The following is a 25,128-nucleotide window of genomic DNA, read 5'->3' on the forward strand; positions in this document are numbered from 1 at the left end:
TGAAAATAATAAGGATGGCGGCGCTCCCGGCGGCAATATTCGGGTCGGATTTCTCTACAATCCGCAACGTGTCACGCTGACGGATAAGTCGAAGGGAGATTCGGTTACATCGGTGACCTATGGAGAGCAGGGGCTTTCTCTCAATCCCGGTCGTATTGATCCGCTGAATGCGTCATTTGAATACTCACGCAAGCCGTTGGCTGCTGAATTTGAGTTTGAAGGTCAGCAGGTGATTGTGATCGCGAACCATTTTAATTCCAAAGGGGGCGATCAGGCGCCATTCGGAGGGATTCAGCCACCCGTACGAAGCAGTGAAATACAGCGGGCGAAGATTGCAACGATTGTGAATGGTTTTGTGAAGTCGGTGCTGGCTCAAAACCATCAGGCGAATATCGTCGTGTTGGGAGATTTAAATGATTTTCAATTTTCCGAAACGCTCGCTTTGGTCCGGGGACAGGAATTGACGAATCTGGTAGATAAGCTGGATGAGAAGGAACGATATTCGTATATTTATGAGGGGAATTCGCAAACACTGGATCATTTGTTGGTCAGTCCGTCCATAAGTGAATCATCCGTGCTGGATATTGTTCATATCAATGCGGATTTTAGCGCCGCGGACGGGCGGGTAAGTGATCATGATCCATTGGTTGCTCAAATTGGCTTGCCACGCCAAACAGTGGAACCGCCAACAGATGGCGAGAGTGGTCGGAATAAAGATGATGACGATGATCAGCAGGAGAGCAATGGCAGCAACAACACCGGGAACAATAGTAGCGGTAACGCGAGTGGAACGACGAATAACGGACAGGGTGAGACTGCAAATAGCGGGCAGAATGGTAACGGTTCGTCAGGCGTTAATGTGGTGCAAGCCAAGTCCATAGTAACAGAGCAAAACGGACTGAAAAGAGCAGTCGCACAGGTACCAGCCGCTGACATACAAAATGCGATTCGGAACGGGGCGAACGGTACGCTCATAGTCCGTGCAGGGGAGCAAGCGGATGTTAAGCTATTCGAAGTGAATCTAAACGGAGATGCTTTGGGTACCGTCTTGAATGACCGTATTCACACCCTGCGAGTAGAAACGCCACAGGGAGGCTATGAAGTAGGAACAGGTCGTTTGTCTGTTCAAAAGCTGGCTGACACCTGGCAGGTGCCTGTAAAACAGATTTCCTTGAGCTTTACAGTTACGCCGAACGAAGGATTGGCTAAACGCACAGATATTCCAGCAGGGCGCAAGCTGGTGCGAGCTGTTGATGTTGTGGCGGAGTTACGAAGCGAAGATGGACGCAAGCAGTCGTTGGCAGGTAGCGATAATTCCGGTAAAGGGTATGAACGGTATCTTCTACGTGTTCCCGCAACGGTAGACATGGGTCAACTTGCTGTAGTGAAGGTATCCACCAACCAAGCCGGACAGTTGTCCTATCATCCGGTTCCGTTTACCGCTTCTGGTGAGGAACTGACTGTGTATGGACGTTCGGGTGGAACCTATGTCGTGCTGGATGGCGGGGAAACTAATGTAAGCAGATCGTTCAGCGATATTTCCGGTCATTGGGCGCAGCAGGACATTACACGCTTGGCTACGCGTCTGATTGTGGCAGGGGCAAATCAGTCGGCGTCCACCGCGAATGAGACTGGTGAGATGGGTTTATCGAACGTACGCTTTGAGCCGAATGGTCAGGTACGACGCTCGGAGCTGGCTACGATGCTGGTTCGTACGCTTGGACTGGAGCATTCAGATCGCACGGTGAAGGGCTTTGACGATGTGCAGCCGGAATTGTGGTATGCGGATTCGGTGCGTACCGCAGCCGCTGCTGAACTGATCAATGGCTATGCAGACGGCAGCTTCAGACCTGATGCTCCGGTATCGAGGGAGGAACTGGCTGTGATTGTAGAGCGAGTCTTGCGCTTCGCCGGGACTACGGAAGATACAGCGGCAGGAAGTGCCTCAGCGTCATTATCGGATGCACAAGCCATTTCTACATGGGCAGCTCCGGCTGTCAGTACTCTGTCCAGCGTGGGCATTATGAAGGGAGACGGGAAAGGCCGTTTTGCTCCAACTGCATCGGTGACGAGGGCAGAAGCAGCGGCTGTATTATCTCGAACTCTGGATAAGTTGAATTGGGAACAGTAGTATAATGATTGAAATATCAGATTGATTGACTTTCTACGGTAGTTTAGTTATCTTTTGTTGGAGAAGCAGCATAAAAATTTGATTTTATAACTGATGAAGAGGTGAAATGTCATGGCAGTAACAGCCAAACAAATTTTTGTGAATTTACCAGTAAAAAATCTGCAACAGTCCATTGATTTTTTCACAGCAATCGGATTTGAATTTAACGCGCAGTTCACCGATGAGCATGCAACCTGTATGATTGTCAGTGAGCAAATATTTGTTATGTTGCTGGTTGAAGAGCGTTTTAAAGCATTCACTACAAAAGAAATTTCGGATGCAACGAAAACAACAGAAGCGATTGTTGCCTTATCGGTGGAGAGTCGAGAAAAGGTGGACGAAATTGTCCACAAGGCTCTGGAAGCCGGCGGAAAGCCTTCGAACGAACCTCAGGATCACGGCTTTATGTACGGATGGAGCTTTCAGGATATAGATGGTCATTTGTGGGAGTTCTTTTATATGGCAGAGCAGTAAGGGGACATAAAGCATATATAGAAACTAAAGTAACACCATGGAAAGTAAGCGATCCTAAAAGGATGGTTTGCTTTCTTTATTATTATCAAATATCACCGGGGAGGAATCACCATGTCTAATGAAATAGCAGTCTATCCCGTTCAATCTCTGAACGATGCACTGACAGATACACTGACCCGGTTGTTGATCGACGTGGTGGCGGACGGTGCTTCTATTGGATTTTTACCGCCACTGGCTTATCAGGAAGCAGCAGCTTATTGGAAGAGTGTCCTTCAGGATAGTGTAGTCCTGTGGATTGCGGAGAAGGACGGTGTGCCTGTTGGAACTGTGCAGCTCCATTTGGCTACAAAGGCAAACGCAACTCACCGTGCGGAAATTGCGAAGCTCATGGTGCATCCGTCCGGGCGCAGGCTTGGGATTGCGCGTCAACTGATGCAGGCTGCGGAAGAGGAGGCGCTGCGTCAGGGCAGAACGCTGATGGTGCTGGATACGAGGGTGGGCGATCCTTCCAATAAGCTATACGAATCTATCGGATTTGTGGAAGCGGGCGTGATTCCAGGGTATGCCCAATCGGCTGACGGTCAACTGGACGCTACCCGATTTTATTACAAACCACTAAATCCGTATCTGAGCCGTTGCTGATGATTTGGCGAATAACGATATTATATACAGGTAATAATAGCTTGTTATACGATTTCATATGCTTTTCCGCTTTTATTCGACTGGAAAAGCAAGGGAATGGGAACGTATAATGAAATGAGGACCGTTTAAAGGGTCTTTTTATGTCAATTCGGCTGGTCCGGATTGAAGATCGTAGTATATACAGCGGAGGAATCGAAGAATATGAGGCTGGAGCATGATTTTCTAGGTACCAAGGAAGTGCCGTCAGACGCCTATTACGGTGTGCAAACACTGAGGGCAAAAGAGAATTTTCCAATTACCGGCCAACGGCTGCATCCTGAGCTGATTAAAGCCATGGCGATCGTCAAAAAGGCGGCAGCAACGGTAAACATGGAGCTGACCCGCTTGCATCGTCCCAAGGCGGAGGCTATTATTCAAGCAGCTGACGAGGTGATTCAAGGACAGTTGCATGACCATTTCATCGTCGATCCGATTCAGGGCGGCGCAGGCACGTCCATTAATATGAATACAAATGAAGTGATTGCGAACCGGGCGTTGGAGCTGATCGGCAAGCAGCGTGGAGATTATCAGGAGATTAGTCCTAACAACCATGTCAACATGGCGCAATCGACAAACGACGCTTTTCCTACGGCTGTCCATTTGGCTGTTCTAAGTATGATTGAAAAGCTGCTGGTCACCATGAGTGAGCTTCAGGAGGCGTTTTCCCGTAAAGCGAAAGAGTTTGACAGTGTGATTAAAATGGGCCGAACCCACTTGCAGGATGCAGTACCGATCCGGCTGGGACAGGAGTTTCAGGCTTATGCGCGTGTGCTGGGCCGTGATATCGGACGTGTCCGTGCCACGAAGCTGCATTTGCTGACGGTCAATATGGGCGCAACTGCGGTAGGCACCGGCTTGAACGCAGATCGTCGTTATATTCAGCGTGTCGCGGAGGTGCTGGCTGAAGTAAGTGGTTTCCCTGTAGAGGCTGACGAAAATCTTGTCGATGCCACTCAAAACACGGATGCTTATACGGAAGTGTCTGCCGCGTTAAAAATTTGCATGATGAATATGTCCAAGGTGGCGAATGACATTCGCCTGATGGCCTCGGGGCCGCGTGCTGGTCTCGGAGAGCTGAGTCTGCCCGCCCGCCAGCCGGGTTCATCTATTATGCCGGGTAAGGTAAATCCGGTAATGTGTGAGGTCATCAACCAGATTGCTTTTCAGGTCATTGGGAATGATCATACGATCTGTCTCGCTTCCGAGTCTGGTCAGCTGGAATTGAATGTGATGGAGCCTGTGCTTGTCTACAACCTGCTGCAATCGCTGGAAATTATGAAGCAGGGCTTTCATGTCTTCCGCATTCATTGCGTGGACGGAATTGAAGCGAACGTGGAGCGGTGTCGTGAATATGTCGAAAACAGCGTAGGCATTATTACCGCGCTCAATCCCCACCTTGGATATGAGGTCGTATCACGCATCGCCCGTGAGGCGATTACAACTGGCAAATCGGTACGCGAGTTGTGTCTGTTGTATAATGTACTGACTGAGGAAGAGCTGGACATTATTTTGGACCCGTATCAAATGACTCAGCCGGGTATTGCCGGAGAGTCCCTGCTGAATCGGGAATAATATTGCGGAGTTTAGAATGTAGGCAGCTTTGAGGCAAAATGAAGACAGCCCCGTCGAATCCGGCGGGGCTGTCCTTGTGTAACACGAGTGTCAGCGCGTGATAAAGTGGAATGTCTTGAAAAGGAATACACCGCTGCACGCCTATTGTAGAAAAGGGGAAGAGGAATGCTGCTTGAGCAATTATCGGCATATAAGGAATTAGGAATAGGACTTATTGTACTCCTACTGTTACTCATACTCATCATCAGAGGACTGGTACGTCGGCGCAGAAATCGGATTTTACGTGATCTGGACCCGCGAAAAATCGGAATTCAGGATATAGACAGGATGGAGGATGGCTCAGAATTTGAGCTGTATCTGCAACGGTTGTTATCTGCGCTTGGCTATAAGGACATCTACAAAACGACCAGTAGCCGCGATTTTGGAGCGGATCTGGTTTTTACAGACCGTGAAGGTGTCAGAGTCGTGATTCAGGCCAAGCGTTATGCAGTACAAAACCCGGTCGGCTTGGGCGCGGTGCAGGAAATTTACACCTCCATGCGTTATTATGCGGCAGACAAGTCTGTCGTTATCACTTCCGGACGCTACACGGAATCCTGTAAAACACTTGCTGCTGTTAACGGAGTTAAGCTATTGGATCGCGGCGATCTGGTGGACATGATTGATCTGTTCAAGGCTAAACATCGTGAGGAGGTCATGGATCTCATAGAAAGTAAAACCGACGTGATGGCCTCCAAATGGAGCAGGAGCAAATGATAAATGGGAAATATCACCTCAGTTTACTTCTCCCATTACAATGAATTTACAGAAAACCTTATGAAAAAAAATGCCTTTATAACCGATATAAAGATGTTGGGGATTTGCAAATTATGCTGAGGTGATATGTCATGAAGAAACGAGTTCAGTTATTAACATTGAGGTGGGTTCCCATTGTCACTATTTTTGCATTACTGCTGGGTGCATGTGGACAGCCAGCAGCACAAACCAAGGAGCAACCGATTAAGGTAGGAATTGTACTGTCAGATATTGGTCTGGGTGATCAGTCTTATAGCGACGCGGCTTTTCGGGGTTTGGTCAAGGCACGGGACGAGGGGAAAATCGTTTTTGAATATCGGGAAATTTCCAAGACCAAGACATATGATGCTGCTTTTGAACAGCTTGTTCAAGAAAAATCCGATTTGATTATCGGGTTGGGGTACATGGTGAAAGAAAGTCTGGAAACCGTTGCGAAAAAATATCCGGATCGCAAATTTGTAATTGTGGATGAAAAATCGGATTTACCTAATGTGGCTTCCATTACTTTTAAAGAAGAAGAGGGCAGCTTTTTGGCAGGGGTCGTTGCAGGAATGGCGAGCCGAACCGATCAGGTGGGTTTTATCGGGGGAGTGGAGTCTCCGCTGTTGAAAAAGTTTGAGGTTGGATATCGGGCAGGGGTTCGCTCCGTTAAGCCTGATGCCAAGGTTACCGCTACGTATGCGGGAGATTTCGGCAAGGCGGAGCTGGGCTCGGAGATAGCGCGCGACATGATAGATCAGGATCGAGTTGATGTGATTTATGCGGCGGCAGGTCTTACAGGTGTGGGTGCGCTACAGGAGACGCAAAAGCAACAAAAGTTCGCAATCGGGGTCGACAGCGACCAGTTCTTCATTGCGGAAAAAGCAGTAGTGACCTCCATGATTAAAAATGTGGATGTCGCCATTTACACGGCAGTCAAAAGCTTTGCAGATCATCAAAGAAAATTTACGGACCAGAATATGGTGTTCGGTCTTACGGAAGAAGGCATAGGTTTGGCGCCTGTTCGTATTTTGACATTGAACCCGGAGCAGCAAAAGCTGCTGGATGACTTGAAGGAACAGGTCAAGTCCGGCAGTCTTACTGTGCCCACCCAATAAATTTTCGTAAAACGGAGGATGATTCCTGATGAAACTGCAAGGTAAACTGGTGCTTAACGCGATGGTTTCCCTGATCGCATGCCTGGCTTTGGTGGCCTATATTATTTTTGAATTGATCCGTATCAACTCGCAAAGCAGTAGTCTCGTTCCAGCCATGCTGAATGTACAGCAACTCAATGCTTATTTGATTCAGTCAGGACAGGCGCTGCAAAACTACTCTTCTTCTATGACAGAGAGCAACAAAACGGATGTGCAAAATCAACTGGGTCAGGCGGAAAAAACGATTGCTTTGCTTTCGCAAGGCATGATGCAGACTGAAGCGCAGCAAAAGCGTCTGAATACCGTTGAAACGAAATTCAGCGAATTGAAGGCTGCGACGGATAAAGCGATGAGCACCGGAAGCAGCCCTGAATCCAAACGTAATGCGATGCGTGTACAGGGGATCCAGAACGATGTGTTCATGCTGGATATTCTAACAAAAGCGCGTTATGACGAATATACAGAGGAATTGACCAAGAGTATTCGTTTTACTTGGCAATTGGCCTTGGCAGGAGCTGTTCTGCTTCTGGTGGCGGTCGGGCTATATAATACATATACATCCAGGCAGCTTGCCCTCAGAACTCGCAAGTTGACGGATGCCGCGAAGCAAATTGCCGATGGGAATTTGACGGTGCAGCTCGCGCAAACGAAGGGACGTGATGAGCTGGACGAGCTCAACGAATCGTTCCGGTTCATGATCGGGAACTTGCGTAACATTGTGCTCTCTATTGACCAGTCGGGGAATCGTGTTGATCTGATGGCTCGGGATATTGACCAGCATAATGAGACCATGAAGGAAATCGTGACGCAAGTTAGCACCTCAACAGAGGAACTGGCGATTGGTAGTCAAAAAATTGCCGAGGATCTGTCGACCACCGTTGGCGTTGTGGATGAGATGCAGCAGAAGTTTGAAGCGAATTTGTTGGAGACCAAGCAGTCCTCTACATATAGCGAAGACGCATTGCGTGTCATTGAGCAAGGTACACGTGTGATGAGCGATCAGCTACGCATTGTAGCGGAAAATCGTTCAGCGATGTCCGAGGTGGAGCAGACAGTCAAGGAACTGGAGGCCAATGCAGCCGAGATTACGACGATGACCGGTTATGTATCCGAGATTGCCAGCCAGACGTCGCTGCTGTCCTTGAATGCTTCAATTGAGGCTGCGCGTGCGGGTGAGGCTGGAAAAGGTTTTGCAGTCGTAGCCAACGAAGTGAAAAAGCTGGCAAATCAGTCGGAGTCGGCTGTGAAGCAAATTTATACCGCAGTCGAGGGCATTACGCAGGCTATGAACAAGGTGAAGACCTCTGTGGCGCAAAGTCAGGAGCTATTCCGTGAGCAGGAGAAGGCAACGTCGTCCACCGGGGAATCGTTCACTGAGATAAGCGGTAAAGTACAGCAAATTGCCAGCCAAGTCAGCAAGCTGTCGACGGACATGAATGTATCTCGGGAACTGAGCGTACAGGTACAGCAAGCCATTGAGAACATCAGCGCGATTACCCAGCAATCCGCCGCAGGCAGCGAAGAAATTACCGCCTCTACCGTGGAGCAGAAGCGTTCCTTTGAGGAATCGGCTGAGAAGGTGAAAGAGCTTCGTCAGATTCGTGAGGAGATGCAACGGGAGCTGGATCGTTTTCAGGTGGAAAAAACGGGCTAAGCAACACGAATTCAACACATTTTTTGGCTATATGATAGATACAGGATAAACCCATAGAAGAAGTCTTACCCATGCAGGGAGGCTTCTTCTTTTTTATTGAAAGTGTCTAATGATTGACAATAATAGCTACCTTTTATTGCTCTTCGTAGAGTTAATAGCAGGGAATTCCCCATCCTGTGTCAAATAGATTTAGGGAGTATATGTTAGCCTGTACGTTGTTGGCAAGGGATGCTGGAAAACGAAGTCCGGAAGGATGAATTTACGGGAATGCTGCGATTAAAGCTTCGATTGATTCTGAAAAATAAACAGACAAGGCTCATTCTGCTACTCACTCTAAGTGTATCACTCATTATTAGTGTGATCGGCTTGCTATCGTATTCGGGATATCGCAAGGGTTTGGATACCGAATTGAACACACCGAACATAGAACTGCTGCAAATTAATCTGGATGTGACCAACAGGGCATTTCGGGAGTCCGATAATAAGGCGCTGGATGCAGCCTATTCCCCGGATGTTGAGGCATTTGCACGTTTACAAACAGATGGGAAATCACTGTCAAACAACGTTCCCGTCATCAAACGGCTACAGAAATACTTGAAAGCCCTTTCTTCGCATGAAGAGATTCATTCGGCTGAAGTTATTTCTTTGGAAAAGCATGCTCTCGTATCCAGCGAATACGGCTATGTACCCGATTGGGACCAAGCGCCGGATACGACTTGGGTTCCCTGGATTCGGGACATTCAAAAGAAGCCATTACTGATTAAGCGAAGATGGTACGGCACGAATCATGAACATGGAACGGTAGAACTCCTTTCGCTGGCAAGACCCGTGGTAAAGGATGGGCAGGTCATCGGCGCGGTGCTGATCAATCTGGATTATGATCGCTTTTTCTCCAAGCTGTATATTCATTTGTCCAACTCGCAATATGTGTACGATCTGGAGGGTGAGTTGATCTATCCCAAATTAAAATCGTCTGTACCCCTACACGAAATGGACAAGGTTTTAAAAGAGCTGGATGTGAGCCCCTATGCTTATGTAGAGGTAGGGGGGATGGAGTACATGGCGAACCAGACCTTTTCAGATGTGACGGGCTGGCGTCTGGTATCGCTTGTTCCTATGGATAAGCTGCTGAAGCATGTCAAGCTGGCGCGCAACATGATGTTGTGGTTGGCCTTTATTTCCATACTGGCGGGTTGCTCAGCGGTCTACTATTACAATTATGCGGCGTTTCGCCCTATGAAAAGAATTAATAGCCTGTTAAATTCAGGCTACAAAGGAACGCGCCAAGGTGGATTGTATGATCTGGAGCCGGTCATTGGCAAGCTGGTTGGAGAGTTCCATCGCAAATCACTGGTGGTGGAGCGAAGTCTACCGGAGTTGCGTTCCAAATACATGGAAGATGTCATCCAGCGTAGAATGGGCATACAGGAAATGCGTATGAAATGGGAACAGTATTTTTCCGATTGGGACGGCAGCTCTTTGGCTGTGATGATCGTGTCAATCGATCGGTATTCTATTTGGGCAGCAAGCTTTCCAGAGGAGGATAAAATGCTGCTCAAATATGCGTTGAATAATATTTTGCTGGAATGGCTTGAACCTCACTGGAAGGCGGTAAGCGCGCCAGATGAGGAAAGCGGGTTCGTTGTACTACTACAGTTAAGTGAGAGCGAAGATGAAGCTATAACTGGGACTGAGACTGGGGCTGATGCCGATGTCACAGACAGCATTCTGCTCCGCAAAAGCGCAGACAGGCTGATTCAGGTTGTGAATGAGCATCTTCCCCTGACTATTTCCATAGGAATGGGTCCTGCATTCTCCGATATCCATGAGTTACGTCAGTCATTTGTAAAGGGGAAAGAAGCCCTTGGTTTGCGTTTGTATGAGGGATATGGATGTTCGCATATGAGCACGGATAGCATGGGGATGGACATGGATGTTACAGAGTATTTTAGGCCAGAAGAGCATGCTCATGTTTCATCAGCGGTGGAAAACCGGAATGTGGAAATCATTCGTGCCGTGGAGTCACAGGAAGCCGGGAAAAGTATCGAGCTGATCAGCCAATGGGGAGAAGAACTTCGTCTTCACAGGACCTCCCCATTGCAGGTGTATCTGTCTGTTCATGAACTGATGGAGGAGCTGCTGAAATGGTGCATGACTCATGGCGTGACGCCGCCGGACAAGCTTGTTGATTACCACTGGAATCAGATTCAGACGCTTGATCTTGCAGATATCGAGAAGCAAATGTATTCGATTGTAGCTGATATCGGCGAAAAACTCTCTGGACACAGACAGTCCAAGGAGTTTGTACGTGTACAGGAGATGATCGATTACATGGAGCATCATTTGCATTTAAATATTGGGCTTCAGGAAATTGCAGATCAGGTCCATATGAGCGTGTCATCGGTAAGCAGTATGTTTAAGGAAGAGACAGGTAGCACCGTATACGATTTCTTGACTGGTTTGCGAGTGAAAAAAGCGTGTGCATTACTGTGCGAAACACATCTGAAAATTGCAGAGATTGCTGATCAGGTCGGCTACCGGAATGAGAACAGCTTTATCCGTGTATTCCGGAAGCATAAACAGGTGACCCCCGGGAAATTTCGGGAAATCAGCAAATGTTCCAATAGATATGCAGATCCGCCAAAAGGTCGGCATTTTGGGGATTTGGAAGATAAATTCGAAGATTAAGCGATAGCTGTAGCCCCCGCGTTGCGGTACATTGACTTCATGCAAACGCAAATATCATGACCGAAAACGTCTGGGGGTGAAAACGGGTGCGTGACTGGCCCAGTTCATTTTTTGGAAAAGAGGAAGCGTAATGAAGAACAAGCCATGGCAAAAATATGTGCTGGTTGCGGCGGGAGTGGCTTTTCTTTCTGCCTTGAGTATCAGTGAATATGTGGATCAACACGCTTTGCGTGACCACAGTGGTGCATTTCCTGTGAAGCCCATCACGCTCGTCGTTCCTTATGCGGCGGGCGGCGGTACGGATATCACGGCAAGAGCATTGGCGAAAGCATCCGAAAAGCATCTCGGCCAGCCGATCATCGTCGTTAACCGGACGGGTGGAGGCGGTTCGGTCGGGCTGATGGAAGGGGCTGAGGCGCAGGCGGACGGTTACACTGTAACGTATCTGGTTGCGGAGCTGACCACGCTGCCACATCTGGGACTGCTGCCCCTTACCTATGAGCGCTTTAAACCGCTGGTCCAAACCAATATGGACCCTTCTGCCATCACGGTTAGAGCGGATGCTCCCTGGACGACGGCCGAAGCATTTCTGGAGGACGCTCATGCTCATCCTGGCAAGCTGAAAATGGGCAATGCAGGCACGGGGAGCATCTGGCACCTCGCTGCTGCGATGCTGGAGCAAAAAAGCGGAGTCCGCTTTACCCATATTCCCTATGAGGGAGCTGGGCCAGCCGTTTCAGCGTTGATGAGTGGCTTCGTGGATGCTGTGCCGGTCAGTCCTGCCGAAGTGAAAAAGTATGTGGACCAAGGGAAGCTGCGCATACTGGCGATACAGGCAGACACCGTTTCGGAAGCGTTTCCAAGTGTGCCGACGTTACAGCAGTCTACTGGGCTGAGTGTACATTTTATCGGGACTTGGAGAGGGCTGGCTGTGCCCAGGGATACGCCGGATGAGATTGCTCAAACCCTGGCGGACGCACTGATCAAGGGGACGAAAGATGAGGAATTCAGGGAAGAAATGCGTAAGCATGGATTGGGGCTACGTGTTAAGGATGCAGAAGCATTCGCACGGCAGTTGAAGGAGAGCCATGAAACTTTCGCAAGGTTGATTCCCGAATTAGGCTTGAGCCGCAAGTAATACGGCCTTGTTTTTGCGCTGGCAAAAACGAAAGGGTTGAATGAAGTTATGAAAATCAAGCAAAGCATTGATAAAATTCCGGGCGGCATTATGTTGGTGCCGCTGTTTATAGGAGCATTGGTTCATACATTTATACCGTGGGCCGGGGACTACTTTGGATCGTTTACGAAGGGACTAATGACGGGGACGGTACCGATTTTGGCGGTGTGGTTTTTTTGTATGGGCGCTTCCATTGATGTACGAGCTACGGGTACGGTATTACGTAAATCAGGTACGCTCGTATTAACCAAAATCGTAGTTGCCTGGGTAGTGGCTATCATAGCATCCAAATTGCTACCCGTCGGCGGCGTGGAAAGTGGGTTGTTTGCGGGCCTGTCGGTATTGGCGCTGATTTCTTCGATGGATATGACGAACGGTGGGCTATACGCCTCCATTATGCAGCAATACGGTTCCAGGGAAGAGGCGGGGGCATTCGTGCTGATGTCCTTGGAATCTGGTCCGTTAGTGACCATGCTCATTTTGGGCAGTACGGGATTGGCCGTTTTTGAGCCGCAGGCTTTTGTGGGGGCGGTACTGCCGTTTCTGGTCGGGTTCATGCTGGGGAATCTGGATCACGATTTTCGTAAATATTTTGGTAGCGCTACGCATGCGCTTATTCCGTTTTTCGGTTTTGCACTGGGCTGTTCCATCGATCTGAGTGTGATTGTCCAAACCGGCTTACTCGGTATTATATTGGGCATCGGCGTCATTATTATTACAGGCATTCCGCTGATCCTGGCGGACAAGTATATCGGCGGCGGCAACGGTACAGCAGGACTTGCAGCCTCCAGTACGGCAGGTGCGGCGGTTGCCAATCCGGTCATTGTTGCGAATATAAAGCCAGAGTTCCTGCCCGTAGCGCAATCCGCAACTGCGTTAGTAGCCGCTTCGGTCATCGTTACCTCTATATTGGTGCCTATTCTAACGGCTTACTGGTCCAATTATGTTAAACGCAAAGGAGAATCGAAGGGAGCAGGTCCTGTAAATCCAGGTGCCAATGTCCCTAAATAAAGTTCGGATGATCCCGGATCGGATGATTCAAGATCATTTCCTGAGTCTCTCCATTACCCGGGAAATGCTTTTGCAGATACATCTTATATTTTCACACCACAAACTTGTCCTAAAACGCTTCCGCAAACATACATATGTAAGCAGAGGAGCGTGATGGAATTGGAAAACAAGGTGCGTCGCTACTATCAGTTAAAGCAGAAGCAAAAAGAAATTGAAGGCGAATTGACTGATTTGCGTAATGACATTACAGCTCATTGTGCGCAGCAGGGAGTGGCAGATTGGGAAATTGGCAGCTACCGGGTCAAAGTTGTGCAGCAGCACCGCAAGGAATACGATCATACCAAGCTGTATGATTCACTGCCTGATCCGCAGCTATGGCGCTTGTTTTCCAAACCGGATACTTCGAAGATTGCCAGTTTGCTTAAACTCAAGGTCATCGCAGAGGAGCAAATCAAAGATGCTGTTTCCCTCAAAACAGTGACGTTACTGCAAGTGGATAAAAATAAAATGTAGATCATAGTGTTACTTTATAAAGTGCTGTAGCCCCAGAAAGGTTGTTCGGTATGCGTCCGAATTGCCTTTTTGGTGTCTGCTAGTAGAATGAGCATCATCTGGGATGTCTATGGTATGCTGCGTTCTTCTGCATGTTTGTAACTGTAATCCACAGGATTAACGCCTCGAAGGGGCGCACAGCTATACTGGAAAATGATGCCATCTACCTGCCTGTAGAAATATCGCGTTTGAGCTTCATCGGTAAATCGGACCTCTGTACTCACCACAGGGGCCTTGCCAAATGCCGTCTGGATGGAAGCAATATCTTCGTTGGCATATCCTCGTGTGTGTAGAAGGTAGTCTTTTACTGCCGCCTCGGTGTGATTTTTTATAAACCAGACCCATCCAGCCCCAAATAAAATAATGAATACCACAACAGAGAATAGAACGTTTTTGAGCCTTATCCCGTGTATCCTTCTCATGGGAACCTCTCCTTTAATTCTTGCTTTATGATCTGTTTTACTCTATTAAAATTTGGATCTATAAGAATAATTCGCTATACTACTCAGAGTATATAAGTGAGAGTTAAGAGAGCCATACTTATCCGTACGGAGGAATTAAACTTGGAGACTGCCGTCAGTAAAGTATTTTTATATATATTTTCAATTCTCATTGCGCTAGCTTCCTGTCACGGGTTCATGTTGTACTGGATGTGGCAATTGCCGGAGCTTGAACATGAATCTTCTGATTTGGAAAATGGCTTTGCTCTATTTGCCACAGGTATCATTTTTGCCTTCATTGCTTTTGCTGTTCACCTGATTCTGCATATTCTGATCTTTGTCCATCTACTTCATCGTAACGACCATACTATGGATATGAAGAGGTTGCTGTTCCGCAAGGAATCAAGCAACAACGCAATCCTCCGTATCTGTCTGCTGATAATCCTGTTGATTTGGATCGTTTATGCTACCATTGTACATACAATTCCGCTGTTTTCGGTCATTAGTTTTACGCTGGTTTTTATCAACTATAGTATTTGGCTGTTGCAATTTTTGACGGAGAGACGAGGCAGGGAGGTTCGGTAGTAGGGGATGTATCAAGGGAACAAGAAAAGAGCTGATTCCCGTTTGTAGTGGGGCCAGCTATAAAAGAGAAGCGTGTCTTTTCTTTTTGCCGAAGCTTCCTGACGAAATCCTCATTCATTTCCGTTGTTATTGCAAGCTCCCCGATCAAAGTCTCCACATAAGGCCAGCAATGCTCCAGCAATAGCTGAAGGCATTCCTGATCGTCCTCCTGCTGATAGCGTCGAATATACTCCTGTAGCTCGATGTCCATATCCACGCTATATTCAGCTACTTATCGGACAAGCCTTTCCCCAGCCCTTTGAGAAAATGAATGCCAAAACCCATCGCCCGGTTTACATCCGGATCATTCATGGCCTTCATGAGATCGCGCAGGCGAGTCTTTTTGTTCTGTTTTAAATGCTCTTCGGCTTCGTTCAGGCCCGTAGTAACGCTGCCTACCAGTTTTTTCATCAGCTCAGGGTCGACCTCGGATAGCATGCCGGCTGCCCCCATCAGATTGTTGATGATGTTTGTCACAGGCTTGCGCGTCGCTTGTCCTACAGCGATTTTGGCGATGCTTTCTTTGGCTTTCAGCATAGACTGAGCCGCTTCGAGAAGACCGCTATCGTGCAGCTCACGTACAATTTCGAGCGTCTTCTGCAAGGCCGCCCCGCTGTCCGCCAGATCAGCAGTAAGCTGATCCAGCGATTGTTTTTGTCGTTCTTCTTCTGTCAACACACGCTTTCGTACGATTGAAATAGGCTTAGCCATGAGTCCGACCTCCTTATTTTTGATCCACCAGATCGACATAACCGGGACGATTCCATTTCCGCTCCACTTCAACCCCATTTTGCGGATGACGCTGTTTATAGCGCGGGTTGATACGTGGCAGCGGATTTTGACCATCTACCTCCAAAATGTGCATTCGTACCTTGTTTTGCTTATAAGCTGGTGTGTTGGTGATTACATCGAATGCTCCGCCAGTTAACAGGTTCACGGCGCTGTCATGGCTGCTGGAGTGCATAGGTACGTAGACATCGGTTCCATGCATCCGGTCGGTGACAAGAACACGCAGCTTCACGGCACCATATGGCGATTCCAGACGAACCAGCGATCCGTCCTTGACTCCGCGTTCCTCCGCCAATTCCGGCGATACCTCCACAAATACACTTGGAAGCTTGAGCTGGATGCCCGGTGATTTGGTCGTCAGATTTCCTTCATGGAATTGTTCGAGCAGTCGGCCGTTGTTTAAGGTCAGATCGAACTCAGCCGGGTATTGTTTAGGCGGTACATATTCGAAAAGACCGAGACGTGCCTTTTTGTCCGGGAAGTTAAAGCCGTTGGTGTGTAGAAGTGGTGTGTTGCTGCCATCCGGCGATCCCCAGTGAAAGCTGTTCCAGCCTTCCAATACATCATAATTACATTGGGAGAAAAATGGAGTGAGTGACGCCATTTCCTCAAAAATTTCACTTGGATGGCTGTAATCCCAATCAAATCCCATGTGCTTGGCAAATTGGCTGAAAATCCACCAATCCGGTTTACTGTCTCCCATAGGGCGGAGTGCTTCATATAAACGCTGGACACGACGTTCGGTGTTCGTAAAGGTTCCGTCTTTTTCAATCGAAGGTACGGCTGGCAAAATGACATCCGCGAATTCTGCTGTTTTGCTCAGGAATACATCCTGAACGACGAGGAAATCCAAATTCGCCAGCATTTCCTGTGTGTGGTTGGAGTCCGCATCCACCCACGCCATTTCTTCTCCGGCGATATACATCGCTTTTAGCTCACCTGTTTCAATGGCTTCCAGCATTTGAATATTGTCCAGTCCGCGTTGGCCTGGAATGTGTACCCCGTAGGCCGCTTCGAACTTGGCACGAATGTCATCGTTGGTGACAGGCTGATAGCCCGGGAAAATATCCGGCATCGTACCCATATCGGCAGCACCCTGAACATTGTTATGTCCGCGAAGCGGATATGCGCCTGCACCCGGACGCATAAAGTTTCCGGTCACCAGCAGTAGGTTGGCAATTGCAATCGAAGTGTAAGAGCCTGCGATGTTTTGCGTCACACCCATGCCCCAGCAAATGGCAGTGCCGTCGGCTTCGTGAATCATAGTCGCTACCTGAATCAGTGTCTCTTTGGAAATACCAGTTTCCTGTTCGGCAAATTCCAGGGTGAAACGCTCCAGCAATTTCAAATATTCAGGATAGAAGTTTACATGTTCTTCAATGAATTTTGCATCATGCCAGTTTTGCTCAATGATGTATTTGGCTACAGCGGATAACCATACATAATCAGTACCTTGCTTCGGACGAATGAACAGATCTGCGCGTTCTGCCATTTCATGCTTGCGCAGGTCGACCGAGATCAACTTTTGACCGTGCAGCTTATGCGCACGTTTGATACGAGTAGCCAGCACTGGATGTCCTTCTCCTGGCGCACAGCCGACCAGCATGACCAGACCTGCTTTGGCAATATCTTTAATCGTACCGCTGTCGCCGCCAATGCCTCCGGTGTGTTGCAGCCCCCATGAGGCGGGGGATTGGCAATACCGCGAACAGTTATCAACGTTATTCGTTTGGAAGACCTGACGCGCCAACTTTTGCATCAAATAGTTCTCTTCATTGGTAAATTTGGACGAAGAAATAAAGCCGAGTGCTTTACCGCCATACGTTTCTTTAATAGCACCCATTTTGCTGGCCATCAGACTCAGTGCTTCTTCCCAGGTCGCTTCCACAAATTCGTCGCCTTGACGAATTAAGGGGGTAGTCAAACGCTGATCGCTGTTCACAAAATCCCAGCCAAATTTCCCTTTTACGCATGTCGAGATACCGTTAACAGGTCCTTCAGAGGTAGGTTGTACCTTCAAAATTTTGCGGCCTTTGGTCCAAACCTCAAAGCTGCAACCTACACCGCAAAACGTACAGACGGTTTTCGTTTTTTTCGTACGGGTTTCACGCATCGCTGCTTCGGCTTCGGAAATGGCAAATATCCCGCTATAGCCCGGTTCCACTTCCTTTATTAAATCCACCATCGGATTTAATAAGTCTTTATCCATGCCGCTCATAAAGCCTGCTTCACCCAGCATAGATTTCTCCATCAAGGCATTGCATGGGCAGACGGTTACACACTGACCACAGCTAACGCAGGAGGAATCGTTAATCGCAACCCTATCATCCCATATGACGCGAGGACGTTCAGCCTCCCAGTCGAGGGACAGCGTTTCATTGACCTGAAGGTTTTGGCATACCTCTACGCATTGGCCACAGGCAATACACTGATTTGGGTCATAACGGTAAAAAGGATGGGACATATCTACTTCCGTTGGGTCGACTTTCGGTCGATATGGATATTTTTGATGTTCAATTTCCATAAGCTCTGCTGTATTATGCAATTTACAATTACCGTTGTTGTTATCGCACACCGTGCAGTAGAGGAGATGATTTTCCAGTAGTCGGTCCATGGCCTCGGTTTGAGCTGCTTTCGCGCGGTCCGAGTTTAAATGAATATTCATGCCATCCGCAGCATGTGTCGAGCAGGAACGCATAAGTTTTCCGTCCACTTCCACAATACAGGTGTCACAGGTGCGGATCGGATCAACTTCGGGAACGTAACACAGTTGGGGATGGGCGATTTTGTTTTCGTTAATCACTTCAAGAATCGTTGCGCTGTTCTTCGTTTTCAGTTCCTGTCCGTTTAATGTAATTTTGATCGTACTATCAGTCACGGTTCAGGCTCCTTTCAGATTTTAAATTTAAAAATTAGGAATAAAAAAACTCCACCATAAACACAAGTGCTCGTGTTCCAGCACTTGTGTTTATGGTGGAGTAGTGACCAAGCTCTAGGTCCTGGAGGCCAATCCGCCATTTGAATATGTATTAATAACAAACAGTACGCACCGTCTGTATATCAATAACTTCTGAATAACTTAGATATGTCATTTTCTGCATGTCATCTCGTGTAACTATAACGTAAAATTTAAGATAGTTCAACGGTACATTATTAATTTTTTTAATTGATAATGATTATCGTTTGAGAAAACGAAAAATCATTGACAAACGTTCCAGGATTGCTAACAATAGGAATGTAATCTATTTCAGAGCAATCGTAAATGGAGTGTACGTGGGAATCGCGTATATTTTATTTGTCGCAGCGCTTGTTAGTTTGATTTTTCTATATCACATGATGTGGGATTCGTAAAATCCTGATGTAGATAAATTAACCGGCATTTAGCAGATTCTTCGATATTCATAAGCGAAGAAGTTGTTGTGATGCCGGTTTTTTGGTTCAGTATAAAATGAATGGAAATGCCGTTCCAATTTAGAGTGTAAAGAGTTTTATTAATGAAGACGGATTGAGGTGAACAGGATGGCGAACCGGAGCGACGATCAATGGAATCGTCCGTTACGGGACTTAAGAATATCCGTCATAGACCGATGTAATTTTCGGTGCCGATATTGTATGCCGGAAGAAATATTTGGCCATGACTATCCGTTTTTGCCAAAAGAAAAAATATTGACCTTTGAGGAAATTACACGCCTTTCCCGTATTTTTGTCTCGCTGGGCGTTACGAAGCTGCGTATTACTGGTGGCGAGCCGTTGCTGAGGAAAAATTTATCCTTGCTTATTCATTCGTTAACTCAGCTCGATGGGGTTGAAGATATTGCAATGACGACAAACGGCGTATTTTTGCCTAAATATGCTGCAGCACTGCGAGAGGCGGGACTAAAGAGAGTGACGGTTAGTCTGGATTCGCTCGATGATGATCGATTCCGCCAAATGAACGGGGGCAGAAGCAGCGTAAAGGCGGTGCTGGATGGTATTGAGGCTGCGGCTCAAGCAGGGATGCAGGTGAAAATAAATATGGTCGTGCAAAAGGGCTTTAACGATCAGGATATTGTTCCCATGGCCGACTATTTTCAAAAGAAAAAGCATATTTTACGTTTTGTTGAGTTTATGGATGTAGGCAACACCAATGGCTGGAAATTGGATCAGGTCGTTTCCAAGCAGCAGATCATCGAAGCCATTCACGAGCATATGCCGTTGGAGCCTGTCCCACCCCAGTACAAAGGTGAGGTGGCGATGCGCTACAGGTATCAGGACAGAGACGGGGAAATTGGCATTATTTCGTCTGTTACGGACGCCTTCTGCTCCACATGTACACGAGCGAGAATTTCTGCTGAAGGCTCCTTGTACACGTGCCTGTTTGCCTCTCAAGGGTACAAGCTTCGCGCGATGCTGCGTTCCGAACAGTCCGATGACGAGATTAGAGCTTACATTGAGCGTGTTTGGAGAGAACGTACCGACCGCTATTCAGAGGAACGGCTGAATCATACACAGCAAGCAACGTCTAAAATTGAAATGTCACACATCGGCGGGTGAGCCGAAGAGCCAGCCTGTCAGAAACAAGGGAGTGGAGCACATGGAAAAGCCAGCTGAGGTAAAACGTGAGATTCTACGTTATCGTGACGGTCAGATCAAGCGTTTTGAAGACACTGTGGTGACGGAGCATCCGGTGACCATCAAAATCAATCAGCAGGAATTTGCTACCATGGTTTGTACACCGGAGTATGTGGAGGATATGGCAGTAGGTTTTTTGGCCTCTGAAGGCGTCATTCAACGGTACGATGATATCGAAGATATTTGGGTTCAGGAAAAAGAAGGCTTTGTTCATATTAAAACCCGTCGAATGAATGAGTTTTATCAAAACTTCCATTCCAAACGGTACATTACCTCCTGCTGCGGAAAAAGTAGACAGGGCTTTTATTTTATGAATGATGCGAAAGTGGCAAAAAGAATGAATGACACCCATGTTACGCTGTCTTTTGACGATTGCTTCCGCTTGATGAATTTAATGCAAAGCTCGGCACTTACGTTTCAGGAGACCGGTGGTGTTCATAATGCAGCGCTGTGCGACAAAGACGGGATGATCCTGTCCAGAATAGATATCGGCCGACACAATGCGCTGGATAAAATCTATGGGCATTGCCTAAAACATGATATTGTATTACAAGACAAAATCATAGTATTCAGCGGACGCATTTCGTCTGAAATTTTGTTGAAGGTTGCGAAGATCGGCTGTGAAGTTGTTTTGTCCAAGTCAGCTCCCACAGAGCTTGCACTTGAGTTGGCTGAGGATCTGGGAATTACGACCGTCGGCTTTATACGCAGTCGTTCTCTGAATGTATATACGCATACCGAACGGATTGATGAACTGTTTGAATCTAAAATATAATATAAAAATCTTCAATGTACACCGTCATAGTTAACCAGCATGGAATAAAACCTTTCGGGGTATTAGTTCATGTTGGTTTTTCTTGGTACATATGTGGTGGACATTCACTGTACTGAAAAGGAGGGCATGTTAAATGAACTATCATATTCAAGTATTTGCCGGACTTGCGGAACAGATGGGAGGGCCTATAATTACGGTGCCTACTGTGCAAGAAACGATGACCGTTGCCGCATTAAAAGACATGCTATCCGAGTGTTTCCCTGAATCAGCAGCTCAGTTGCAGGGTTCTTTTGTTGCCAGAAATCAAGCCTACGCCGCTCCTGAGGACCTCGTGAGTATACATGATGAGATTGCGATTATTCCTCCGGTTTCAGGAGGGTAAATTCTATTAATAGGATAGATGAATTCGATAGAATAGGTGCAAGGGGGCAGATCATATGCAGTACCGTATTCAACTATTCGCAGATATGGCGGAGCAACTTGGTGATGTGATCACGGTAGAACTTTCACAGGGAGCGGTGACCATTGCAGACATTCGAAAAAAGCTGAATGAGCTGTACCCGGAAGTGACTTCACAACTGCCAGGTTCTTTTTTTACCCATCATAAAAAGCTGGCTTCTCCAGATGAACTTGTGCTTCCATCAGATGCAATTGCTCTTCATCAGTCAGCACCCGGGATGGAAACGGTCGTTTCAAAATGTGGTTTATTTGCCATTACGTACGACCCGATTGATGCCGATGAAGTAACCTCAAAGGTGCTCGATCCTTCTCATGGAGCCTCGCTGACCTTTAATGGTACGACTCGGGAATTTACGCAAGGTCAGCGAACGGTGCTACTTGAATATGAGGCGTATGTCCCGATGGCCATGAACACGATGAAGCAGATTGGTGACGAAATTGCAGAGCGCTGGCCTTCTACACGTACTGCGATTACACATCGGCTTGGCACGGTAAGGATTGGAGAGACGAGTGTGGTGATTGCTGTCTCTGCTGCACACCGCGATACTTGCTACGAAGCCAGCCGCCATGCCATTGAACGGTTAAAGCAAATCGTACCGATTTGGAAAAAGGAAGTGTGGGAGGACGGCTCAGAATGGAAGGGGCATCAGCTGGGTGGCTGGAATCCTCAAAATACCCCAAAGCTTTCGAATAAGGGCGACATTTGAACTTTTAGCTTGTCTGATCAACTTGTAGCTATCAATGGATAAGTATGGAGGCGTAAATCAACGATGTCAGAAATGGACAAAATCCAGAAAATGGAAGTTGCTGCACAAGCACATGCGCATGCGTCTCATGCCCGTTATTCTAGACAGGAATTATTCTCGAAAATTGGACCGACAGGCCAGCAAAATATCCGTAGTAAGCACGTGCTGATGGTGGGGGCCGGCGCACTGGGCACTGCCAATGCTGACATGCTGGTGCGAGCGGGCATCGGACGGCTGACGTTGGTAGACCGTGATTATGTAGATTGGAGCAATTTGCAGCGCCAACAGCTCTATGACGAAGCGGATGCCCGTGATCAGATCCCCAAGGCAGTGGCCGCGCAGAAGCGATTGCAGCAAATCAATTCGGACGTGGACATTCGTGCGCTAGTCCGGGACGTCTCGCTGGAGGAAATCGATGATATCGCGGCAGGGGTAGACCTCATCATAGATGCCACCGATAACTTCGATACCCGTCTGCTTATGAACGATTACGCGGTCAAGCACCAAATCCCTTGGATTTACGGGGCGTGTGTGGGCAGCTATGGGACAACCTTTACCATCGTGCCAGGACAGACACCGTGCCTGCATTGCCTGCTCGGAACCGTACCGCTCGGCGGTGCGACCTGTGATACGGTCGGTGTGATTAGCCCGGCTGTACAAATGGTGGCCGCTTATCAAAGCGCCGAGGCATTGAAGCTGCTCACTGGGGACGAATCAGCCTTACAGGGGAAGCTGATTTCTTTCGATCTGTGGAACAATCAGCATCAGGCAATCCAAATCAGCGCGATGAAGAAAGCCGATTGTCCAACGTGTGGTGAGCACCCAGTGTATCCTTTTTTACAATCGGAGCATCAGGCTAAAGCGGCTGTCTTGTGCGGACGAGATACGGTTCAAATCCGCCCGGCCCCGGGTGCTGTACGTGATCTGAATGAAGCGGCACGTTTGTTATCCCGTCAGGGGGGCAAGGTGGAGCATAATCCATACCTGGTATCCGTTGTTATCGGAACGCATCGAATCGTTCTTTTTCAGGATGGACGCGTCTTAATTCATGGCACGAAGGACATCGCCGAGGCGAGATCGATTTATCACAAATATTTGGGTTGACCCAATAGATTCGACCCGTTATGAGATGTACAATGTTTCCTTATTTTCGCTATCACATTTTCGTCATCTCATTTTGGAATTTATAGGATAGGGGAAGAACAAGTTGAAAAAGAAATTTGGGTACATATTCACGTTCGTTGGATTGTTGGCATGGGTTCTGGCTGGTTGCTCGTCTCCGGCTGCTGTACAGTCGGCACAGTCCGCACCCAAGACAGAACTAGTCGTATCAGCCGCTGCGAGTCTTCAAGATAGTCTGAATACGCTCAAGGGCCAGTATGAGAAACAGCACCCAGATATCAAACTTACCTTTAACTACGCTTCATCTGGTACATTACAAAAACAAATTGAGCAAGGCGCACCCACTGACGTATTTATTTCGGCAGGCTTGAAGCAAATGAAGGCATTAACCGATGCTTCATTGGTGGAAAAGGATAACGTACTGCTTCAAAATAAACTGGTTGTGGTTGTTCCGCAAGATAAGGCGAAAAGCACAGATAACAAAAGCATTACGCTCAATGATCTGATGGGTCCTTCTTTCCTGAAAGTGGCTGTTGGGGAGCCTACTACCGTTCCCGCCGGACAGTATTCCAAAGAATCGCTGACGAAGGCCGGACTATGGGACAAGCTGGAACCTAAGATGGTATTCGCCAAGGACGTAAGACAGGTATTGAATTATGTTGAAACAGGCAATGCCGATGCAGGGCTCGTCTATCTGACGGATGCCAAATCATCCGATAAAACGGTCATAGCACTGGAAGTGCCCGAGGAATTGCATGCACCCATCCTGTATCCTGAAGGCATTGTAAAAGCAACCAAACATAGCCAGGAAGCAGGCGAGTTTCTTGATTTTCTGCGGACAGATGAAGCTATGAGTGTGTTCAGTAAAGATGGATTTTCAGCCCCTACAGAAATGACGGGAAAATAGAATTCACAGATAAAGGAGGGGGTCCCGTTGGATTGGTCAGCTTTTCTTCCTCCGGTTATCGTATCTGTTAAAGTCGCTGTCGTCGCCAGCATCATCGTCTTTTTATTAGCTACTGTGGTAGCGCGGATGATGGCGAACTGCGCGCCGCGGAGGGGAACCAGCGTGATCGAGACCGTCCTACTTCTTCCGCTCGTTTTGCCTCCCACTGTTGTCGGCTTTATTTTGCTCATCTTGCTGGGAAGGAAAAGCTGGATTGGCACTGCCTTCGAAAGCCTGTTCCAGCAGACGATTGTATTTACGTGGGGAGCCGCAGTGGTGGCGGCTGTAGTTGTTGCTTTTCCACTGGCTTACCGCACGATTAAAGCAGGCTTTGAAGCTGTAGACCCTGAGGTAGAGCAGGCTGCACGTGCGCAAGGTGCCAACGAATGGCAAGTGTTTCGCCACATTACGATGCCCCTTGCCTACCGACCACTCATTTCAGGATACATTCTCGGATTTGCACGAGGGTTAGGGGAATTTGGCGCTACGCTGATGCTTGCAGGTAATATTCCTGAACAGACTCAAACCCTGCCTACGGCGATTTACACCGCGTCCGAGGTCGGAAATATGACACTCTCTTGGAGCTGGGTAGCGGTCATCATTTTATTCTCTTTTATCATGTTGATGCTTTCAAATCGACTGGTAAAGGATTAGTCCTTTTGGAATAAGAACATGCGCAGTCTGCCGATAGGGTAGGCTGTGTTTT

22 protein-coding genes are annotated in these 25,128 nt (G+C 47.8%); 19 read left to right on the forward strand and 3 right to left on the reverse strand.

The window, feature by feature from the left end; genetic code table 11:
- The first annotated feature begins 112 nt into the window (after positions 1-112).
- From ASL14_RS21280 to ASL14_RS21330, 11 genes are all read left to right on the forward strand, one after another.
- Positions 113-2,131 carry an S-layer homology domain-containing protein gene (locus ASL14_RS21280; RefSeq protein ID WP_134913357.1) on the forward strand — a complete coding sequence of 673 codons (2,019 nt, stop codon included), beginning with the start codon at positions 113-115 and terminating at the stop codon, positions 2,129-2,131.
- Between the two features lie 111 nt (positions 2,132-2,242).
- Complete coding sequence (locus ASL14_RS21285; RefSeq protein WP_134913358.1) at positions 2,243-2,644, forward strand: VOC family protein; 402 nt, start codon at positions 2,243-2,245, stop codon at positions 2,642-2,644.
- Between the two features lie 111 nt (positions 2,645-2,755).
- Positions 2,756-3,286, forward strand: coding sequence for a GNAT family N-acetyltransferase (locus tag ASL14_RS21290; protein WP_134913359.1), 531 nt, complete (start codon positions 2,756-2,758; stop codon positions 3,284-3,286).
- Positions 3,287-3,487: 201 nt separating this feature from the next.
- Positions 3,488-4,897 carry an aspartate ammonia-lyase gene (gene aspA, locus ASL14_RS21295; protein ID WP_134914602.1) on the forward strand — a complete coding sequence of 470 codons (1,410 nt, stop codon included), beginning with the start codon at positions 3,488-3,490 and terminating at the stop codon, positions 4,895-4,897.
- A 165-nt stretch (positions 4,898-5,062) separates the two neighbouring features.
- A complete protein-coding gene (locus ASL14_RS21300; RefSeq protein ID WP_134913360.1) occupies positions 5,063-5,653 on the forward strand; it encodes a restriction endonuclease in 591 nt (196 codons plus the stop codon).
- Positions 5,654-5,784: 131 nt separating this feature from the next.
- A complete protein-coding gene (locus tag ASL14_RS21305; RefSeq protein WP_134913361.1) occupies positions 5,785-6,789 on the forward strand; it encodes a BMP family lipoprotein in 1,005 nt (334 codons plus the stop codon).
- Between the two features lie 28 nt (positions 6,790-6,817).
- Positions 6,818-8,482 carry a methyl-accepting chemotaxis protein gene (locus ASL14_RS21310; RefSeq protein ID WP_134913362.1) on the forward strand — a complete coding sequence of 555 codons (1,665 nt, stop codon included), beginning with the start codon at positions 6,818-6,820 and terminating at the stop codon, positions 8,480-8,482.
- A gap of 231 nt (positions 8,483-8,713) precedes the next feature.
- The gene (locus ASL14_RS21315) at positions 8,714-11,170 is read left to right on the forward strand and encodes an AraC family transcriptional regulator (RefSeq protein WP_134914603.1); all 2,457 of its coding nucleotides are present in this window, start codon (positions 8,714-8,716) and stop codon (positions 11,168-11,170) included.
- A gap of 130 nt (positions 11,171-11,300) precedes the next feature.
- Positions 11,301-12,308: a tripartite tricarboxylate transporter substrate binding protein gene (locus ASL14_RS21320; protein ID WP_134913363.1), complete on the forward strand. Its 1,008-nt coding sequence runs from the start codon at positions 11,301-11,303 to the stop codon at positions 12,306-12,308.
- A gap of 48 nt (positions 12,309-12,356) precedes the next feature.
- Complete coding sequence (gene kdgT / locus ASL14_RS21325; RefSeq protein WP_134913364.1) at positions 12,357-13,358, forward strand: 2-keto-3-deoxygluconate transporter; 1,002 nt, start codon at positions 12,357-12,359, stop codon at positions 13,356-13,358.
- 153 nt (positions 13,359-13,511) lie between these two features.
- Positions 13,512-13,871 (forward strand): hypothetical protein, encoded by a 360-nt coding sequence (locus ASL14_RS21330; protein WP_134913365.1) that lies wholly within the window; start codon positions 13,512-13,514, stop codon positions 13,869-13,871.
- A gap of 107 nt (positions 13,872-13,978) precedes the next feature.
- Here ASL14_RS21330 and ASL14_RS21335 read toward each other — a convergent pair whose 3' ends face one another.
- A complete protein-coding gene (locus ASL14_RS21335) occupies positions 13,979-14,332 on the reverse strand; it encodes a DUF3139 domain-containing protein (RefSeq protein WP_134913366.1) in 354 nt (117 codons plus the stop codon).
- Between the two features lie 141 nt (positions 14,333-14,473).
- Here ASL14_RS21335 and ASL14_RS21340 point away from each other — a divergent pair, with 141 nt between their 5' ends.
- Positions 14,474-14,935, forward strand: a complete 462-nt coding sequence (locus tag ASL14_RS21340; protein ID WP_134913367.1) for a hypothetical protein — start codon at positions 14,474-14,476, stop codon at positions 14,933-14,935.
- A gap of 267 nt (positions 14,936-15,202) precedes the next feature.
- Here the strand turns inward: ASL14_RS21340 and ASL14_RS21345 are convergent, their stop codons facing one another.
- Positions 15,203-15,685 (reverse strand): helical membrane plugin domain-containing protein, encoded by a 483-nt coding sequence (locus tag ASL14_RS21345; RefSeq protein WP_134913368.1) that lies wholly within the window; start codon positions 15,683-15,685, stop codon positions 15,203-15,205.
- A gap of 13 nt (positions 15,686-15,698) precedes the next feature.
- On the reverse strand, positions 15,699-18,641 hold the full coding sequence (fdhF, locus tag ASL14_RS21350) for a formate dehydrogenase subunit alpha (RefSeq protein WP_134913369.1): 2,943 nt from the start codon (positions 18,639-18,641) through the stop codon (positions 15,699-15,701).
- Positions 18,642-19,282: 641 nt separating this feature from the next.
- Between fdhF and moaA the strand changes: the two genes are divergently transcribed.
- The 7 genes from moaA (at position 19,283) to modB (ending at position 25,076) form a co-directional block, all read left to right on the forward strand.
- Positions 19,283-20,296, forward strand: coding sequence for a GTP 3',8-cyclase MoaA (moaA, locus tag ASL14_RS21355; protein WP_134913370.1), 1,014 nt, complete (start codon positions 19,283-19,285; stop codon positions 20,294-20,296).
- A 40-nt stretch (positions 20,297-20,336) separates the two neighbouring features.
- Entirely contained in the window at positions 20,337-21,149 is an 813-nt protein-coding gene (gene fdhD / locus ASL14_RS21360; RefSeq protein WP_134913371.1) for a formate dehydrogenase accessory sulfurtransferase FdhD, read from the forward strand.
- A 133-nt stretch (positions 21,150-21,282) separates the two neighbouring features.
- Entirely contained in the window at positions 21,283-21,531 is a 249-nt protein-coding gene (locus ASL14_RS21365) for a MoaD/ThiS family protein (RefSeq protein WP_134913372.1), read from the forward strand.
- Between the two features lie 55 nt (positions 21,532-21,586).
- The gene (locus ASL14_RS21370; RefSeq protein ID WP_134913373.1) at positions 21,587-22,315 is read left to right on the forward strand and encodes a molybdenum cofactor biosynthesis protein; all 729 of its coding nucleotides are present in this window, start codon (positions 21,587-21,589) and stop codon (positions 22,313-22,315) included.
- Positions 22,316-22,378: 63 nt separating this feature from the next.
- The gene (locus ASL14_RS21375; RefSeq protein ID WP_189338196.1) at positions 22,379-23,458 is read left to right on the forward strand and encodes a thiazole biosynthesis adenylyltransferase ThiF; all 1,080 of its coding nucleotides are present in this window, start codon (positions 22,379-22,381) and stop codon (positions 23,456-23,458) included.
- A 103-nt stretch (positions 23,459-23,561) separates the two neighbouring features.
- Positions 23,562-24,383 carry a molybdate ABC transporter substrate-binding protein gene (modA, locus tag ASL14_RS21380; RefSeq protein WP_134913374.1) on the forward strand — a complete coding sequence of 274 codons (822 nt, stop codon included), beginning with the start codon at positions 23,562-23,564 and terminating at the stop codon, positions 24,381-24,383.
- A 27-nt stretch (positions 24,384-24,410) separates the two neighbouring features.
- On the forward strand, positions 24,411-25,076 hold the full coding sequence (gene modB, locus ASL14_RS21385) for a molybdate ABC transporter permease subunit (RefSeq protein WP_134913375.1): 666 nt from the start codon (positions 24,411-24,413) through the stop codon (positions 25,074-25,076).
- Positions 25,077-25,128: the final 52 nt, after the last annotated feature.

It is taken from the genome of Paenibacillus sp. IHB B 3084 (genome assembly GCF_001447315.1).
In the GTDB taxonomy this organism is placed as follows: Bacteria; Bacillota; Bacilli; order Paenibacillales; family Paenibacillaceae; genus Paenibacillus.